We start from the raw sequence: 18,906 nt of genomic DNA, 5'->3' as shown, positions 1-18,906 counted from the left end.
CGTTGTGGACGCCCTTGTTTTGGGCGTCCCAATTTCTTGGCATTTTATGCCACATTTTTAAAAATCGAGAAGATGCCTATTTATTAGAATTCTATTAAGAAGCCAGTTGTTCTATCCCAAGCTATCTATTCATGCTACTATAGCTTTTATGAACACATTTTACTTATTCTTCTATCATCCAAAACTTAAAGATCTTCTTTTAGAAGAAATTAAGCTAAAGCACCCCAAGCTTCACCTAAGCTTTTCTAACAAAGAGTTTGTTAGCATGAAGGGGCCAGATAATTACGAAACACAGCTTATTAAAAAGCCTGTTGCCTTTGCACGTAGACAGGCGACTTTTATCGATAAATATAATGAGATCCCTCTTGATGGTGAGTATATCCGAGTGGGGGAAAATCAATTTTGGCACTTTGATACTATTATCACTCCTGTCGATACCTTCTCTTTAACGGAGAGTGAAATTTCTGATGAGGTTCCTGCTAGGGCCTATCATAAGGCGTGCCAAGCATTTAGGCTTTATAAAGAAGAGATTAGTGCGCAAGATCAGATTGTGGAAATAGGAAGTGCTCCAGGTGGAATCTCATACTATGTCCTCGAAAAAGGGGCCAAGCTTGTCTCAGTTGATCCGGCGCTTATGGATCCAATTATTTCAGAAAAATTTGGAGATCAATTCTCACATATTAAAAAGAGTGTCTTTGATGTGACTAGGGCACAGCTACCAAAGCACTGTGACTGGCTCATTTCAGATTTAAACTTGAATGGAGATTTAAATACGAATCAGTCGCGTCGTATAATGGACTTTTATAAGAATATTAAAGGTGCTTTCTTAACTATTAAGACACCTGTAATTAATGATCTTAAAAAGGTTGATGATTGGATAAAGGTATTTACTGCTGATAAGAAGTATGAAGTCTCTGTCTGTCATCTTCCTTCGCATCGAAGAGAAATCGGAATGTTTATAAGGCCACGCAAATAGCGTGGCCTATGTTTTTTATTGGTTTAAAACTTCAATTGCTTTTTCAATCCAACCTGACATGTAATTAGTTAAGTCTTTCTTTGTCTCAACATAATTAATATCGGCCTGAACTGGAACGTTTTCAGAATTTAACTCATAAGCAGAGTCAATTCCTAAGAGATTACCAAATTGGTGACCTTCAACACCGTATCCAAATAGCATATTTGGGATCTGTGTTGAAAACACGTTATAGCGGTCCTTAAATTGCGTGTTATACACGTCATTTGAGCGGTATCCTGCACCAGTACCGTTTGCATGAGTACCTATTAATTTCGCTCTTTTTGAGCCTTGCAGTAGAATACTTGTAATATCACACGCTGAAATACAATTTGGTGAAACTAGAGCAACGATCTTTCCATCATATCCACCTACTTGTGGGTCAGCTGTAATATCAATATTCTGAGTTGCACGAGAAAGCATTCTTCCTTCACTTGCAGCTTCAAAGAAAGCATCAGATTGCATTGTCCAATCACTTCCATCAATGTCTTTAAAGATTTCTTCAACACCGTAGTACTCAATTAGTTGTCTCATATAACGAGTAACTGCTGAGGCCCAAGTAGCATTTGGGTATGTTTTATCTGCTTCTGTTAGCATAGAAAGAAGTTGAGCAGGGTAGCCACCATTACCACCACCATTATTTCTAATATCTAAAATAAGGTCTAAGTTTTGTGCTTTAAAGAATTTAATATTTTTTCTAAGTGCTTCGATAAAAGAAAGCTGCTCACCTTTAAAGTATACTGTTGATACTGAAAAAGAGTTTACCTGCATATAAGCATATGCTTTTGCATCTTTAAGAATTAGAGCAGAGTGAACGATAGGGCTTCCACCACCATTTGCTGATGTCCAGTTTTCTAATTCAATAGCACCTTTTGGAAGGCCTTCTGGTAAAGTATCTACTTTTAGACTTGTGTCTTTTACAAAAGTTCTCTGTTGATTATCCCATTTAAAACGAAGCTCTTTTAACTTTAAGAAACCTTTTTGATCAAGGTAGAATGAAATATCTTTCTTTCTTACGATACTAGTATCACCAGAGTAGTATAGAGGTAGGCGAACCTTGTGAGTTTCCTGTGTTTTTGCACTTCTAAATTCAATGTCAAAATATGGCCTTGTTGGAAATAGAAAGTAGCGCTCAATTAACATTGCAGCAGCTCTTGATCTTGCAAAGGCAGGACTTGATGCGTCAATGTAAGGCATAAGTGCATCAATTGCATCACTTACTTTTACACCGTCAACACTGATTAGCTCATCACCTAATTCGATCTTATTAATGTAGTAGTTTTGTGTTTCAATAACTGATTTTTCAATAACCTTACCGTATTTTGAGGCAATGATTACTTTTCCGCTAGCTTCAACTAACTTTGTATTAAAACCTGATACAATCCATGGAGCTGCAATATGAGTACTTAGTCCAAAGTGTGTATCTTGAAAGTTAGCAATTAACTTTCTTGCACGATCGTAGAACTCCATATTACTTCTTGCTTGTGAAACAGCATCATCAACGTCAGCAATTGTTTGTTCAGCTTCAATTGCTTCTTTAAATATCTTATCTCCGTCAACACCGATGCGCTTCTTCTTCACTTCCCACAGGGCGTATTCAGCTTTTGTTTGCTTGTATAGATCTGTAATAATCTCAACTCGATCGATTTGATCGATGTACCAGAAATTCTTGCCAGAAAAAGCAGATTTATTAATTTGCATTCCATAGCTTGAAACGGCCATGAAACTTAATAGTAGTAGGGACATTATTGTCTTCATTGGGCTCCTTTTGTGAATGGAGAAAAATAGCAATGAGGCCTGCGCAAGTCATGGTACTTGGCATTAATTATTGAAATTATTCACACTTGTACAAATTCGAAAGGTAGCACTATGACACTAATAATTATTGCAAATAATATTTTTTTGACGGAAATGGCCAAAAATGTTGTTAGAAATTGAATAAGATTTCTCTTGGCCCTTTCTAAGCGCGCAATTTTATAGGTATTATTAGTGCGCAGGATGAAATTGGGGAAATTTTAATAATCTTTTGAGATTTTACTGATGCTTAAGCTTATTCCTAAGATGTCCCCATCAACTCTAACAGGAGAGAGTAATGATTAGACAATTAGCTGTTTTGCCAGGTGTTATTGTTGGAACGGGGCGCCGAGTTAAGCGTATTTATCGCTCGGAACTAAGATGCATTAACGAACTTGATGAATTACAAGAGTTTCAACAACTCGCTTACCAAAGAATTGGTGTTAAATTTCCTTTAGATTTTCTTGCTAGAAATAAGACATTTGCTCTGTTTAATAAACACGGGCTAATGTGTGGTGGTTTTACTTTCGCACTAGGTAGTGATTCTCGTGTCGTAAAAAGTTTACCTGATGATGCCCTAGCAAAATTAAAAAAAGATGTTCCAGATTTTGAAAATGATTTATTCGAAGCCACAGCACTTTGGATGTCACGCTATCAACGTTGTCGACTGCTAGGAGTTTACTTCTGGCTTATGATGTATATTGAAGCATCACGCATGGGACGTAACTTTTATATTTATGCATACTCAAGTGCCAAGCCAAAACTTGGTGAGATCTATAATACAATACGCCCGTTTAGACTTTATAAAGGCTATACTAAAATGCTACCTGGTATGAGTGAGCCTGATGATGAAGTTATTGAGTATGGAACAATGATGAATGTCCACTTATCATTTGGTCGCATCGTAATGTTCCTTTTAAAGAGACTACTAAAAGCTCGCTCAATTAAAAAAGTTAAATCTTATAGCTAGTCTGGCTAGCAAGGAGCGTTTGTATGTTGACCTTGGAAGAGGTCGTTGCCCCTTACTCACATATTAGGCTGGCGACTAAAGAAGATAACGAAGGGATCTTAAACTTTTATAAAGATATTCATATGGAAACTGGTGATGAAGCATTGTCATTTGATCGTGGCAGTGACTTCTTCAAGTTTTACGAAAGAAAAGGAAACCATTTCTGGACCTTCTTATTTCTAAATGAAGACTTAAGTATTTGTGGTGTTGGTACAATTGTAAGACACTTACGATTTATCGATGGTGACTATCGACCTGTTGCATATTTTTGTGATTTACGAGTTTCTCCTCAAGGAGGAAGAAGAGCAAAGGTACAGTGGCGTAAATGTTTTGCTGATGTCATTGCTGCTCTTCCTAAACTGGCCGAAGATCTTCGATGTGAAATGGCCTACACCGCGATCTTATCGGATAATGAAAAGGCCATAGCTTCCTTAACAAAGGGAGGGCGAGGTTATAACTACCGCTATATCAATAATTATCACGTCTATTCTGTTGTGATTCCTGCAGTCTTTAATCCAACGTTTTTTGATGTAAGAGAAATCCCTTTTTCTGATTTTTCAACTTTCTATACACAAGAGGCCCATGAGTTAGACCTTATGGAGGAGCTCGATGATCAAGAAGGTAATGCCTATTACGGTGTATTTGATGGCAGTGATTTAGTCTCAATCTTTATGATTGCCAATCGCGATCTTGGACGATCTTACAAGTTATATAACTTAAAGTTTGCAAAGAAGTTTTTAACTAATATTGTTGAAATGATGGGAAGGCCCAAAGTTGATAATGGTATTTTAAAAACCTTAGAGGTTCAATACCTCTGTTTTAAGTCTGCTATGAGTAACGATACAAAAAAAGATATCATATCAGCTATGATTAAATATTTAAAAGATTCACATCTGTTGAGTCATTATCATATCTGTAACTTATATACGGGACAGGATGAGATTCACTTCTCGCCACTAATTGACGGCGTTGTTGTGGAAAGCACAGGACATATGTTTGAAATTCACAGTGATGAGAATCAGGGCCTATGGCCTAAGAGATCTTTTCGTTTTGAAGGAAGTCTTCTGTGATATGGCCTTTTAATATTATTTCTAAACGTTACTTTGGCCGTGACTGGGTAGGTGTTTGGTATGAATTATTAAAAGAAAGGGGAGAGAACGATCAATGTGTGATTGGCCGTGCTAAGTGGCATGACGGTAACCTTCTTTCACCTGAGTTCTTTGAATACTCTCATTCTCTGATGGATGGAAGTGCCTCAATTCCTTATTATTTAACTCAGCTTGGAGCAAAGAGAACTCCAGTCTATTCTAATTATCATAAGAAAATATCTTTTTGGAAACATCTGATGCTTGCTTTAAAAGCAAAGGATATTTCACCTGCATGTGCTCCTGAGTGGAAGGAGAAAAATGATAATAGGCCTAAGGATAATTATGAATTTGAGGTAGGCGTTCTTAACCATGAGGAAACTAAGGCCTTTAATGATTTCTTAAAGGAGAAGAAACTTTCGCAAAATGTTGTTCTTCTAGAATTAATTAATCACCACGTTTTTTCTCTCATAAAAGATGATGCACAAGAGTTAAGATACTCATGGCTTCTGCCAATTAATATTAGAGGGATTGTAAATAAGAAGAGTCCTTACGAGAATCATACTTCTTTTGTTCAACTACGCTTAAATGCGAACTCTGATTATAACGAAATTAGAAATGGCTTTTCGCAAAAAGTAAAAACTCTAAATCACATTGGCCTATGGTGGGTTCATCATATTGGTGTTTTATTTGGCCGTAATTACATGGCAAAACTTTCACGAAACTCAGCGACTAAAAATTTCTGGCTTGGAACATTCTCTAATATTGGCGCCTGGGATGTTAGTGATGAAAGTTATAAATCTCTTGGTCAAGATGAAGTGTGGTTTGCAACGACTCCTGGATCTAAAAATTTTCCAGTAGGAATTGTTGCAATGGAGTTTAATGGCCAATTAAGTCTCAGCTTAAAAATTCATCCTTATATAGCAAAAGATAATAGAGGAGCGGCCAAGGCACTCCTCGCTAAGATTATTGCTGATATTAAATTTAATTACAGTTAAGAACTTGAACAGCTGGTGTTGAGCCTTGTAGCTCAGCAGCCACGTTGGCCGGAAGACAATACACGTGTGCATTCCACTTTAGACCTTCTAGGAAATAATCCACTCGACCTAATTCATTATCATTGTCTGTGTTTTGCATGAATCGCTTAACGTTACCAACACCAGCGGCATCTGCATCTGCCAGTGTCTCTTCTGGAAGTCCATACTGCCCATGAGCAAGACCAAAACCAACATATCCATCAGCACACATGCTCTGCTGACATGCAACGATTGCTAACTTTTCACGATCTTTCATATGTCCTGTTAGTGGTTCAAAATCTGAGTCTGGTAGATTTTGAAGCTCACTTGATACAAAACGATTTGTATATGCTGATACGTTCGAATAATTCTTAAGCTGACACTTGTTGTTTTGCGGATTGATATAACCTGTACAACATAGATTAGCATCATCACCGGCCTGCATCTGTGTTCCCGCTGGCATACAACAAGCAAACTCATCACTTTCAAATACTGGCTTAAATTCGTTCGCTTTTGATAGTGGCTCGTAGTCAAGAGTATCTGCAATCATATAACCGTCAACACCATATTCAGGAGCCGCTGTATCATCGCGGTAAATAGGTTTACTACATTTGTTATCACTCATATCAACTACACCTGAGATATGATCTTTAATAACAATATTTGGAATACCTGTTAGTTCAAAATATCCAAGCCACTTTGTGATATCTTCACCGATTGCGTCTGGAATATCTACTAAAGAACAACTTGATGTATTTTGCGCTTGAGTTGCACTACAGTTTTGCTTTGACTGATCAGCGTAGTTGTAACATTTGAAATCTTCAAGTGAGTCCTGGCCGTGTGCTTGCATTTTATTTGGTCCCCACTCATGGCCACCACCATTAACTTCTTTATTGAAACTACGAACCCAGTTTTCGCTACAGCACATTTTCTTTCCATATGTTGAAAGTGCTTTAAATTGTGAGTAGGCACTAGCTTCTGGAATTCCTGCATCCTTTGTGGCCATCGTCATTGTGTTTAGCCCGTCTGTCTCTCTCTCATATTCTGTTAGAACATTTCCTGAGAAGCGTGTTGAAGTTTTTGCTCCAATTTCTGCTCCAGGTACTCTTGTAAGATCAACACCATCACTATTTGTGATTGTTGAATCATTTGAAATTGGTCTTCCAAAGATATCAAGAGTAGGGACTTTAAATGTATTTCCCATTTGTGTACAGCAACGATTATTTCTTATGTCATAGTCATCATCACCAACACGTGCTGGTTGTGAACATACTTGTTCTGTTTGCCAGAAAGAAAGTTCATACTGACTTGTGGCCGTGATTAGATCATCGATTGATACACCTTTTGTATTATCTGTTACAAATTTAGAAGCTGAACAATCTAAATCTGTAAAACAAGTTGAACCTGGTGCTCTTAGACATGCATTAACAGGTAGTGCCTGTGAGTCAACATATGGTGCATCTTCATCTTCAAGATCTTTCAGTAAATTATTATTTGTCAGTCCATTAAAAATCTCTAAGAAGTAAGTACTTAGGTTTTGAGAACGAGAAAGAAGTTGTAAGTCAGATGTTCTTGTACTCACATTATTAATGCGGTCAAAGGCAACATAGTCTCCTGTCGTATCGAAAGTTGGACAGCTTAGGTAAGTATTAAGATTCACATTATTTTGTAGATCTGTAACAGTGTTCCCCATATTCCCAATAAAGTCTGGTACTAGAACTGATTCGCGATCCATTGAAACGACAACATCTTCTAGGTTTGCATCACGTCCAGGAAGGCATAGTCCCTGAACATTATTAAGAAGTAGATTCTTCTTTGCATTAGAATTAGGTGCTTCATTACCAATATAGTTAAATGGACGGCCAAGTGCTGGTGCTTCAAGACCTACTGTTGAAACAAGATCTTCATCTGAATCAACTTGACCATTTTGAAATACTAGGGAAGTTGCCTTACGAGAAAGACGATTGTTGAACTTTTCATTATTGGCACCTTCTAGTGGCTGACAATGATTGTTGAATGAACAACCGTGAAGTCTCTTCGAACCGACTGTCGTGTAAGATTGAGACGAGTTGTTCACATTATTATATTCTGGTAGACAAGCTGCTCCACGTCCTCTGTATACACATCTTTTAACTCCACCAGAAAAAGTTCCACTTAAAGATAGTAGACGATCAATATCACTTTCTTGTGGGATTTCATTTCCGTTAACGTCAAAATTTGGAAAAGGTGACGATAGAGTTGATATATTTTCACAAGCGTAATCCCAACCTAGAGCTGAGACACATTCATTATCTGTGTTACAGGCATGAACCTGCTGGCAAGTTGCACCATCTGTTGCATAGTCAGTAGTTGGAATATTTGAACTACCATTAATAACTGAATCCTGTACTGTTACAGAGTAGCTGTTTTCAACAGTTTGGTCTGCAAACTTAGCATTAATTGCTAAGAATAGCTTATTACTTGTGGCCTTAATTCTTCTTTTTGAACCAACTGCGAACCACTTGACTCCATCAAATGATCCAATAACAGATCCGTAGTTGAATCCATACCAGTCGCGATCATAGCCATTAGCAACCATAAAGTGCTGTGCCTTCATGCGATTTAATCTTTGATCTTGCTGATCTTCATATGGCTGATGAGTCCAAGCAAGCATTGTTGCTGGTACAAAACAGGCACGTCCAAATAAAAAGTCATCAGAGCGATATTTTGTTGTTTTTGTACGCGATGATGTTGTTAGGTCCGGTTGATATCCAGCTGGGCCATTTATAAATTCATTTGAAAGATACTTTAAACTTGAAGCGTAGTAATCATTTCCACATGATGAACAACTAGAGTAGTTTCCACCTGAAACGAAGATATCATAAGTTATACCTTCATTTACTTGGATTTCTTTTGCTGCTTTGGCAGCTGTACTTGTCAGATCAAAGCTTCCATAAATCTCACTAAAACCAACGTAATCCGTTAGATTGTTTGGCTTTGACTTATCACCGTTAGCATAGGCAAATGCTGTTCCTTCTTGAGCGAGGTTTGGTTCAAGAATAACATCAGTAAGCGTTAGGTCTTTTTTAGAAACACCATTGCTGTCAAAATACCTTTGCGGGGCCGTCTTTGCAGAGAGATAGAATGATTGTTGTAAAGGAGCTTGTGGTTGATTTGAAACTAGGTAACATTGGTAGTTTACAACCACGTCATTTGTATCTCTTACTTCTTCTAGTGCACATTGAGAAAGTGAACATTTACAGTATGTCGCAATCTCTTGTTGAGCAGCTTCTTTTGAAGTTAGAATGGTAGGATAAGTGCTAAGGTCTACATAAAATGTAATCTTAACAGTCTGTGAGTCCTGAACAATATAATTGTCTCCAAAGACAACTTCATTGATTGATCCAATTGAAAGTGTCCATGAAGAATTCTGTGTTCTTGTGACTTCATCAACTTGAACAACTAGCTTATTTCCTAAATTTGCATAATAAGGAATTTGAAATCGTTGTGTACCAGGGTAGTGGTCTGTTGCCATCCCTTCATTTTGTCCCTGCTTATATACTTTATAACATTGTGCTTGGAAGTTATTGATTCGTTTACATGAAACATCAGTATAGGCATCAATCTCTAAGTTCTTGTACTTATTTGTCTCACTATATGGAGTTGTAATTTTAAGTTTTGTTGTATCTGTTAAGTTGTCATTCTCTCCTGATATTGTCACTGTTCCTGGAACAATAGCGGCACCTTCTTTATAGATGATTCCATTTTGATAACGTACTTCATGAACAGAGTTTGCAAAAGGCTTTGTTCCTTTATAGGTAGAAGCAAAATTTGTATCATCAATATTTGTCTCGTAGTTTTCTTCTAGATCAGTACGAGCACCTTCATAAATTGTTGTACAGATACCTCGCTCACCATCAAATGGAGTGGTACATTGAAATAGTTGCTTTAGGCGATTAAAGCGAATGGCCGCTTCTTCATCTGGCGTATAATCCTCATCTGGGTCAGTTCCAGGTACAGAACCTGTCGTACAGATATTATAGTAATTTGGATAGTTATAGATAGCAGATGGGTTAAGATCAATCTCATTTAAAACAGTACTTGGAATATTCTGTGTTTTTTCCGATAAATCCTGAACACATTGTCCATTAAGACAACAGTAGTCACTACCATTTCCACTACATTGTGAATCTTGTGAACACAAATTTCCTGTGTCAGGTGTTCCTATATAAGTGAAGAATAGTTTGAAAGAAATATTATTCCCAAGGGCCGTTGTAAGGTCATCTCCTGAACTTGTTGTTAATAGAAGTGAACTTGACGTTGTTGTTATATTTGAACAAGTTGGACAAATTTCATCAATATCGTATTTTACTTTCGTTGAATTTAGGGCCTTACCTACAATAAATGACTGAACATCAATATTGTCACAATAGCTCTGAGTAATAGACTTATCAATTGAGCGATAAGTAAATCTTAAGAAGTATTCTTTTGAATTCTCTGAAACGTTAATTGTGTATTGTGGAAAACCAACTGCCACTAGTGGTGTACCACTCTCAATACCTGGGAAGTTAACGACAGCACAGTAAGTCTTATTAAGATTTACTTTCACATAATTATGAATTCCACGGCCCCTTAATGTCAGCTTATCATCAAAGTAATTATCCAATTCAAATACGCCATCATAGACATTACCTGCATATTGAATATAGGCCCTTGAATCAGCGAACGTTGGATCGTTGATCTCTGTTTCCACACCATCGTTTTCACTGCTAGATGTAGAGCGATTATTAGCTGCCTGAGGTACGCATGAACTTGCCATCATAAGCATTAGCGTAAACATCAGAATGAATTTAAACTGTTCCGTGTATTTCTTCATTTACTATCCCAAATAGTTATCGTCTCAATCACGTAACTACTTAAGATTAATATAAAGTAAGGTTAAAATATGCCGCAGTAAAATCATAATAAAATGAGTTATTAGGAGGTTAGAGCTGAAAATCTCTAAAATCCATCTGAGCATTTGACTCAGATACTTGGCAATGGCCAAAATTATTTATGTTGGCCACAATACTTGTCACTTTTGGTGTTCATCTTGCAAGTTGGTTTTTGGCCCCAAAAATGCTCATAGACTAAGCTAAGTTCGTGTAAATATTTAAGATAGACAGAAATTTAAACGGCTTAGAGGCCATTCTCTTTAATAAACTTTAGAAATCGCTATTCTAATAGCTGTTCGAGGGTAGGATTATGAAAAGAGAAGAAAGAAAAGACGACGGGTCAATCTGGAGTTCATACTCAGATATGTTTACAACCGTTGCGGTTGTATTCCTAGTTATGTTCGTTTTCGCCATGATTAAAGTTGGTGTTAAATCTTTGCAGCAAGCGCAAGAGAAGAAGAAACACGAAGAACAACTTGAAGGAATGGTTTCCAAAGAGCAAAAAATCAAAGAAATGAAGGCCAAGAATGAGATTGAGCAATCAATCACTGAGGTTACTGATTATAAGAACGTGATCAATCAAAAAATGGTCGAGCTTTCTAAGTTTGTTGAGAAACTTGAAAAGAATAAAAAGATCATGGAAGAAATGGTTGAGAACCAAACAAAGAAAGAGTCAATTGTTGAAAAAGTTGGACAACAACTTGATAAAGAAAAGTATAAGTCAAAAAAGATCTCTCGTGAAAATACTGAATTAAAGAAAGAAATCAACGAAAAAGCAAAAGAAATGAAGAAGCGTCTTGAGGAAATTCGTAAGAATCAAGATGATCTACGTTCTAAAGAGGCCCAACTTGATAAGCTATCAAAAATGATGGAGCGTCAAAAGAAGGAAGAAAAAGAGCTTGAGAAGAAAATTCAGCAAATCGTTAAAGAGATGAAGCAGAAGTCTCAAGAGAATGAAAAGCTTTCTAAGAATCTTGAGCAAACAAAAGAGAAGATTAAAGAGCAAGAAGAAGAGCAAAAGAGAATTAAAACTGTTTTAGAGTTCAAAGAAAAATCATTAGTTGATCTTGAAGAACAAATTAAAGAACGCGATTCGATGCTTGCAAAAGCAAAAGATAAGAATAATATTCTTTACTCAAAAGTTGGTGAGTTAGATAAGAAAAAGAAACAAGTTGAAGAGCAGAAAAAGAAAATCGAAGAAACTCTTTCAAGTGTAGAGCAAGTTAAAACTCAACAAGAAAAGAAACTTAAAGAGCTTGAACAAGAGATTACTAAGCAAACTGAAGATATTAAGAAGATTACTCAAGTTAAGTCAAAGCTTGAAACAAAGCTAGAAGTTGAACAAAAGAAAGTTCAGGAGCAACAAGCTGAAAACAAACTTGTTAATAATGAGATTGTAAAAGTAAGATCAAAACTAGCAAATACTCTTCAAAAAGTAACAGAAGATACAAAGAAAATTCAAGAGCTTCAACAAGTTAAGCGCAAAAATGAAGAAGCAATTGCTAAGGCCAATCGTGAGATTGAAGGGCGTATTATTGCCCAAGAAAAGCTAGAGAAAGAAATTGTTGAACAGAAAAAGCAACAGCAACAAGAAGTTCAAAAGCTTAATCAAGATCACACGCTTAAGGTTGATAACCTAAATAAGAAGTATGCAAATATCATTTCAACAAAAGAGCATGAAATTAAAACTCTTAATGCTGATCACCAGAATAAGGTTGCGGACTTAACAAAGTCTTATGAGCAACAAAAACAGCAACAAAAAGCAGGTTATGAGAAACAAGTTGCTGATATGAATAGAAAGTTTCAATCAGAACTTGATACAAAGGATAAGCAACTTGCGGGTCAGAAAAAAGACTCTCAAGAGACGATTGCTCGTCTAAACTCGGATCACCAGAAAAAAGTTGCTGACCTTACAAAGACTTATGAAAAGCAGCAGCAAAACACTAAAATGGGTTATGAAACTCAGATTGCTAATCTTAATAAGAAATATCAAGGTGAACTTGATGTTAAGGAAAAACAATTAGCAGGTCAAAAGAAAGAGTCGCAAGAGACGATTGCAAAGCTAAATTCTGATCATGCAAAGACTGTTAATGACTTAACTAAATCTTATGAAAAGAAGCAACAAGATACGCAAATGGGTTATGAAACTCAAATTGCAAATCTTAATAAGAAACATCAATCAGAGCTTACATCTAAACAACAACAGTTAGATGGTCAGATTAAACAATCAAAAGATACGATTGCTAAGCTTAATTCTGATCACGCTAAAAAAGTAGATACGATTACTAAGTCGTATGAAAAGAAGCAACAAGATACAAAAATGGGTTACGAAACCCAGATCGCTAACCTAAATAAGAAATACCAATCAGAGCTTACTTCTAAAGATCAACAATTAGCAGGACAAAAGAAACAGTCGCAAGAGACAATTGCAAAGCTTAATGCAGATCACGCAAAGAAAGTTACAGATATAACGAAAGCTTATGAGAAGAAAGAACAAGATACGAAGATGGGGTATGAATCTCAAATCGCAAATCTTAATAAGAAGCATCAGTCTGAACTTGATACTAAAGAAGCTCAACTTGCTGGTACAATCAAGAAATCACAAGAGACAATTGCGAAGCTTAACTCGGATCATGCTAAGAAGGTTGATGACTTAACAAAGTCTCACCAGAAGCAACAACAAGACACAAAAATGGGTTATGAGTCTCAGATTGCAAATCTTAATAAAAAGCATCAGTCAGAACTTGATACTAAAGAAGCTCAACTTGCTGGAACAATCAAGAAGTCACAAGAGACAATTGCAAAGCTTAACTCAGATCATGCTAAGAAAATTACTGATCTAGAGAAAATGCATAAGAAATCTGAGGCCAAACAAAAAGCTGGATATGAGTCTAAAATTGCTGATTTAAACAAGAAGTTCCAATCGGAGCTGGAGTCAAAAGAAAAGCAATTAGCAGGTGTTAAAAAAGATGCGCAGTCACAGATTGCAAAGCTTAACGCTGATCACAAACGTGAACTTACTGATCTTACAAAACAATTTGAAAAAAGTAAGTCAGATCAGAAGCTTGCATATGACAATCAAATTAAAGATCTAAAAGGTAAGCATGCGCAAGCGATGGATTCACTTACAGCACAAAAAGATTCTCAAATCAAAAAACTTAATGCTGATGTTGCCGCTCGTGATGGAAAAATCGCAGGTCTTAACGATGATGTTAATGGACTTAAATCAAACCTTGCTCGTTCTCAGCAGAACAATCAAGGTTTAAAAGGTGATATCAAAAACCTTCAATCAAAACTTGCACAAGGGGACGCTAAGAATAAGGGTCTTGCTGGTGAAGTTGATCGTCTTAAGGCGATGGTTGGTAAACTTGAAGGTGATAATAAATCTCTTATGGCACAAAATGGTGGACTTAAAGATGCTCTAGGGCAGGCCGAGGGTCAACTTAAGGGAATGTCTGAAGAGAATGGTGGACTTAAGAAAGCACTAGGACAAGCTCAAGGTAAACTTGCTGGTATGGCAGAAGAAAACGGAGGGCTTAAGAAAGCTCTTGGTGAGGCCAAAGGTAAGATGAAAGGAATGGGCGAACAAATTGGTGGCCTTAAGAAAGCACTTGGCCAAGCTGAAGGTAAGCTTGCTGGTATGTCTGAGGAAAATGGAGGGCTTAAGAAAGCTCTAGGTCAGGCAAAAGGTAAGATGAAAGGCATGGGTGAAGAAATCGGTGGACTTAAGAAGGCCCTTGGACAAGCTCAAGGTAAGCTTGCTGGTATGGGTAAGGAAATCGGTGGTCTTAAAGAAGCACTTGGACAGGCCAAAGGTAAGATGGCCGGTATGGGTAAAGAGATCGGTGGACTTAAAGACGCTCTTGGAAAGGCTAAGGGTGAGCTTGCTGGTCTTGGTAAAGAGAACGGTGGTTTAAAAGAGGCCCTAGGTCAAGCTAAAGGTAAGATGGCCGGTATGGGTAAAGAGATCGGTGGACTTAAAGAAGCTCTTGGAAAAGCTAAGGGTGAGCTTGCTGGTCTTGGAAAAGAGAACGGTGGCCTAAAAGAAGCTCTTGGCCAGGCACAAGGAAAACTTGCTGGTATGGGTAAAGAGATCGGTGGACTTAAAGACGCTCTTGGAAAAGCTAAGGGTGAGCTTGCTGGTCTTGGAAAAGAGAACGGTGGCCTTAAAGAAGCTCTTGGACAGGCCCAGGGTAAACTTGCCGGTATGGGTAAAGAGATCGGTGGACTTAAAGACGCTCTTGGAAAAGCTAAGGGTGAACTTGCTGGTCTTGGTAAAGAGAACGGTGGACTTAAAGACGCTCTTGGAAAAGCCAAGGGTGAACTTGCTGGTCTTGGAAAAGAGAACGGTGGTCTAAAAGAAGCTCTTGGTCAGGCACAAGGAAAACTTGCTGGTATGGGTAAAGAGATCGGTGGTCTAAAAGACGCTCTTGGAAAAGCTAAGGGAGAGCTTGCTGGTCTTGGAAAAGAGAACGGTGGCCTAAAAGAAGCTCTTGGTAAGGCCCAAGGTAAACTTGCAGGTCTTGGAAAAGAGAACGGTGGACTTAAAGAGGCCCTTGGTAAAGCAAAAGGTGAGCTTGCTGGACTTAATAACGAAAATAAAGACTTAAAAGGGAAGGTTGCAGGACTTGGAAAAGAAGTTAGTGATCTACAAAATGCCCTTGCTAATAAGAATGATGAAAATGGAAATCTTGGCCGTAAAATCGCATCTCTTGGTGAAGACCTAAATGCTTGTGAGACTGGCTCAAGTGCGCTTAATAAGAAGGTTACTGAACTTGGTAACGGGCTTGATGGTGCTAATAAGAAACTTAACTCATGTCTTGCTGAAGTTAACGATAAGAAAGACTTCATGAAGCAAGTTAAGAAAATTGCGAAGAAAGTTGAAGATCAGAAGAAGAATCTACGTGCAAATATTGCGAGAAACCTAGCTGATAAATTTAGAAATAATAATATTGATGCAGCGGTTGATCCTAAAACTGGTAACGTAACACTTCTAATGGATAAGAACCTACTATTTGAAACTGGTTCTTCAAGACTGAGTGTTCATGCGAAGAAGAAGCTAAAAGATCTAATCCCACTGTACTCAGAAGTTTTATTTGCTGATGATACAGTTAGAGAGCAGCTTGATAGTTTCAACGTAGAAGGTCACGCTTCACCACTATTTGCTGGTAAGGCACTAGATCCTATGATGGCAGAAGCTTATTCGTATAACTATAACTTAAACCTGTCGTCACGACGTGCACTAGCAATTTCTAACTATATCTATAGTGATGGAATGAGCTATCCATATAAGTTCTATATGAGAAATGTGACGAAGTCGATTGGTTATGGTTTCTCAAGACCAGTTCTATTAGATACGGTTATTGAGAGACAACGTGAGTCGATTGCAGCTGAACTTATTGAGCCAAAAGGTTTCATCGTTGAAGAGAGAAAACCTGCAAGCTACGCAGTTCCACTTGCAAACGAAGACATGAAGTGTGGTGACTATAGTTGTAAACAGTCACAACGTGTTGAGCTGAGCTTTACACTAAAAGATGATCCAAAAGCGATGGAGAGGTTATTACAATTGTCTCCAGAACTAAAATAGAATACCAATAGTCGAGGATTGGTAGACCTAACAAAGAGGTACGTATGATTGAGATAGTTTTAGGGTTTTTCGGTACATATCTTATCGAATTTATGATGGGGCTTTTAGTTTGTGCCCTAGTATTCCGCTACTTAGCTTATCGCCACAGTAAGGACGATGATGCTTATTACTCTCGTTTTACTCGCGAGCTTGATGCGGCCATTGATGATGATAAGCAAAAAAATATACCAATTGATGATATCGACTCTTATATGTCGAATCTTCTAGGGCGAGTAAATGCGGCCCTTCCTGATAACGCTCTTCGTTTCAGTAATAATGCCAATATTCAAAATCGTCACTATGATGGAAAAGAGGCCATGCAACAACAGCAAAGAGAAATCGATAAAGAGATCGATAGCTCTGAAGGTTCAAGTATTTCGCTTAACCAGTATATTGGTTCTAAGCACGGTCTAATTGCTTCAATTCATGGGGAGAGTTCGGTTTTTAAATCAACAGTTCCTCCTAATTATACTGAGCTTACTGACCGTATCATGAGTGATGATAGAAATTGGACTAAGCTTTACGGACAGATCCCTATTGATGGTGCTTCACGTATGATCGATATTCTTCCAAACCTTTTTATTGTATTTGGGGTTTTCGGGACGTTCATTGGTATTGCCATGGCCCTTCCTGAGATTGCGGCCATTGACTTTAATAATATTGAAAAATCTTCAGATAACCTTACTCGTTTCGTTATCAACGTTGCCTTCTCGATGAAGACATCGATTGCGGGGATTTTCTTTTCTCTAATTTTAACTTTCCTAAACACTCTTTTTCCACTACCGGAAAAGCGTTACAAGATTTTTAAGAAAGTTGAAACTTCAATGCAGAACCTTTGGTATCACCTTCAACGTGGTAATGCTAAGGAGCAGAGTACAATGCAAGGTGTACTAAAAGTTCTTCAAAGTATCGAGAGATACATGCGTGAAGATGCTCCTATTAAGAAAGTTGATTCTGATAAGAAGAATGTAGCTTAATAAAGCTAAGAATTTTAAGCTGACTTTAAATTTGGAGAAGAGAAATGAGTGTTTTATCAATCGTTAAAGGTTGCCCGCTATTCTTTGACCTATATGACAACGAAATTATGACAATATGTGAGCACTGTAAGGTGCTTACGCTAAAACCTGGCGACTATGTTTTTAAACATGGCGATAGTGGTGAGGAGTTGTTCCTTATCTTAAATGGTTCAGCAAAAGTTTTTAATGCTGACGATAAAGAAATTGCTCGTTGTAAAAAGGGAGACCTCTTCGGTGAGATGGTACTTCTTAAAGAAAATAAACGTTATGGAACTGTTCAATCAGATAATTATACAGATGTTCTCGTCATGAACTACTCGGACATATTCGGCCTGTACAAAACCAATCCTCGAATCTTTTCACTCTTGATACTCAATCTATCAAGGTTACTGGCCGGACGTTTACAGGGCGCAGGTAAACGAATTTCAACCCTAATCATGGAAATGGAAGAAATTAAGAAAGCTGCCTAAAGCTAGCGCTGAGATGGGGGGAGGGGCAGTTCACTGAGCTGCCCCCCTTTTTGGTACGCGCCACCTTTTCGAGATTTTAATCACTTAGTTTCTAATTTCTTCTATACTTAACCCTAAACTTTATATTTCGTTGCTTTTAATTAGTATTCATTATTGAATGAATCTTTTTATATTAGTAATTCTTATTCTTGTGAGATTTTTGTCGAAGATTTCTCCTTTTTAATAGATAACTTTCTAGAATCTCGAAAAGGTGGCGCGTACCAAGTTTCGTAATTGAATTAAAAAATAAAATGTTGTCGTTTTTATTTATTTGTCATGTCTGTTACGTCAGAACGTTTGAATGCCTAGACCTAAATTAATAAGACAAAATGAGTTTCCTTATCACGTAACATCTCGAACTAATAATAAGGTTCCTTTTCCTCTACCAATGTATCATGTTTGGGATTTAGCTAAGCAGGCATTAATTTATGCTCGGAAAAATGTTAATGTTGAAATAAATTGTTTCGTTTTAATGAATAATCATTATCACTTACTCGTTACAACTCCTAATGAGAATCTTGATAGGTTTATGATGTATTTTAATCTCAAACTCTCAAAGCTAATTAGTCGAAATGCTAAGGTAATAAATCATAAATTCAGTAATCGCTATAAGTGGACTATCGTCTCCAATCAGGACTATTTACAAAATGTATATCGTTATATTTATCAAAATCCTCTTCGAGTAAATATTGTAGAAAGATGTATTGATTATCCATATAGTTCTCTACACTTTACAAGTTTTGAAGCTCGCTTGTTAAACTATAGGCCACACTTTATGTATGCAGATGAGGTGTCTTTTTATGAACAAAGGTTTTCAAGTAATTTAACTAATATTATTAGCACTTCTTTAAAAAGGAGTGTTTTTGAAATCCCACTTAGTGTAAGTACTCATGATCGCAAGATGTTGAAATCCTGAAAAGGTGGCG

10 protein-coding genes are annotated in these 18,906 nt (G+C 37.2%); 8 read left to right on the top strand and 2 right to left on the bottom strand.

Annotation, left to right across the window (positions count from 1 at the left end):
• Positions 1 to 148 precede the first annotated feature (148 nt).
• Entirely contained in the window at positions 149 to 976 is an 828-nt protein-coding gene (locus tag ACMAYS_RS02760; protein WP_103217456.1) for an SAM-dependent methyltransferase, read from the top strand.
• A 15-nt stretch (positions 977 to 991) separates the two neighbouring features.
• Here ACMAYS_RS02760 and ACMAYS_RS02755 read toward each other — a convergent pair whose 3' ends face one another.
• Entirely contained in the window at positions 992 to 2,770 is a 1,779-nt protein-coding gene (locus ACMAYS_RS02755; RefSeq protein ID WP_392991674.1) for a S41 family peptidase, read from the bottom strand.
• Between the two features lie 334 nt (positions 2,771 to 3,104).
• Between ACMAYS_RS02755 and ACMAYS_RS02750 the strand changes: the two genes are divergently transcribed.
• The 3 genes from ACMAYS_RS02750 to ACMAYS_RS02740 are packed head-to-tail and all read left to right on the top strand — an operon-like array spanning position 3,105 to position 5,898.
• Positions 3,105 to 3,776, top strand: a complete 672-nt coding sequence (locus ACMAYS_RS02750; protein ID WP_103217454.1) for a hypothetical protein — start codon at positions 3,105 to 3,107, stop codon at positions 3,774 to 3,776.
• Positions 3,777 to 3,799: 23 nt separating this feature from the next.
• Complete coding sequence (locus tag ACMAYS_RS02745) at positions 3,800 to 4,885, top strand: hypothetical protein (RefSeq protein ID WP_103217453.1); 1,086 nt, start codon at positions 3,800 to 3,802, stop codon at positions 4,883 to 4,885.
• Positions 4,882 to 5,898, top strand: a complete 1,017-nt coding sequence (locus tag ACMAYS_RS02740) for a hypothetical protein (RefSeq protein ID WP_412462694.1) — start codon at positions 4,882 to 4,884, stop codon at positions 5,896 to 5,898. Before ACMAYS_RS02745 ends, ACMAYS_RS02740 begins: the two co-directional genes overlap by 4 nt.
• On the opposite strand, the gene ACMAYS_RS02735 is transcribed toward ACMAYS_RS02740, so the two are convergent.
• Positions 5,885 to 10,771 (bottom strand): hypothetical protein, encoded by a 4,887-nt coding sequence (locus tag ACMAYS_RS02735; RefSeq protein WP_412462693.1) that lies wholly within the window; start codon positions 10,769 to 10,771, stop codon positions 5,885 to 5,887. The genes ACMAYS_RS02740 and ACMAYS_RS02735 overlap by 14 nt on opposite strands.
• A 368-nt stretch (positions 10,772 to 11,139) precedes the next feature.
• Between ACMAYS_RS02735 and ACMAYS_RS02730 the strand changes: the two genes are divergently transcribed.
• The 4 genes from ACMAYS_RS02730 to ACMAYS_RS02715 all read left to right on the top strand — a co-directional run bounded on the left by ACMAYS_RS02730 (position 11,140) and on the right by ACMAYS_RS02715 (position 18,896).
• Positions 11,140 to 16,416, top strand: a complete 5,277-nt coding sequence (locus ACMAYS_RS02730) for a hypothetical protein (protein WP_412462692.1) — start codon at positions 11,140 to 11,142, stop codon at positions 16,414 to 16,416.
• A gap of 44 nt (positions 16,417 to 16,460) precedes the next feature.
• The gene (locus tag ACMAYS_RS02725) at positions 16,461 to 17,432 is read left to right on the top strand and encodes a hypothetical protein (protein WP_103217449.1); all 972 of its coding nucleotides are present in this window, start codon (positions 16,461 to 16,463) and stop codon (positions 17,430 to 17,432) included.
• 44 nt (positions 17,433 to 17,476) lie between these two features.
• Entirely contained in the window at positions 17,477 to 17,941 is a 465-nt protein-coding gene (locus ACMAYS_RS02720) for a cyclic nucleotide-binding domain-containing protein (RefSeq protein ID WP_103217448.1), read from the top strand.
• A 340-nt stretch (positions 17,942 to 18,281) separates the two neighbouring features.
• Positions 18,282 to 18,896, top strand: coding sequence for a transposase (locus ACMAYS_RS02715; protein WP_412462691.1), 615 nt, complete (start codon positions 18,282 to 18,284; stop codon positions 18,894 to 18,896).
• Positions 18,897 to 18,906 lie beyond the last annotated feature (10 nt).

Origin of the sequence: Halobacteriovorax sp. RT-2-6 (assembly GCF_047085025.1) — a bacterium.
Taxonomy (GTDB): Bacteria; Bdellovibrionota; Bacteriovoracia; order Bacteriovoracales; family Bacteriovoracaceae; genus Halobacteriovorax_A.
The sequence above is the reverse complement of the archived record's forward strand: the minus strand, read 5'-3'. Positions and strand labels throughout refer to the sequence as shown.

Coding starts and splice junctions, on each gene's coding strand:
- ACMAYS_RS02755 (WP_392991674.1), bottom strand. CDS start 2,770: ATGAAGACAATAATGTCCCTACTACTATTAAGTTTCATGGCCGTTTCA.
- ACMAYS_RS02730 (WP_412462692.1), top strand. CDS start 11,140: ATGAAAAGAGAAGAAAGAAAAGACGACGGGTCAATCTGGAGTTCATAC.
- ACMAYS_RS02725 (WP_103217449.1), top strand. CDS start 16,461: ATGATTGAGATAGTTTTAGGGTTTTTCGGTACATATCTTATCGAATTT.
- ACMAYS_RS02750 (WP_103217454.1), top strand. CDS start 3,105: ATGATTAGACAATTAGCTGTTTTGCCAGGTGTTATTGTTGGAACGGGG.
- ACMAYS_RS02715 (WP_412462691.1), top strand. CDS start 18,282: ATGCCTAGACCTAAATTAATAAGACAAAATGAGTTTCCTTATCACGTA.
- ACMAYS_RS02760 (WP_103217456.1), top strand. CDS start 149: ATGAACACATTTTACTTATTCTTCTATCATCCAAAACTTAAAGATCTT.
- ACMAYS_RS02720 (WP_103217448.1), top strand. CDS start 17,477: ATGAGTGTTTTATCAATCGTTAAAGGTTGCCCGCTATTCTTTGACCTA.
- ACMAYS_RS02745 (WP_103217453.1), top strand. CDS start 3,800: ATGTTGACCTTGGAAGAGGTCGTTGCCCCTTACTCACATATTAGGCTG.
- ACMAYS_RS02735 (WP_412462693.1), bottom strand. CDS start 10,771: ATGAAGAAATACACGGAACAGTTTAAATTCATTCTGATGTTTACGCTA.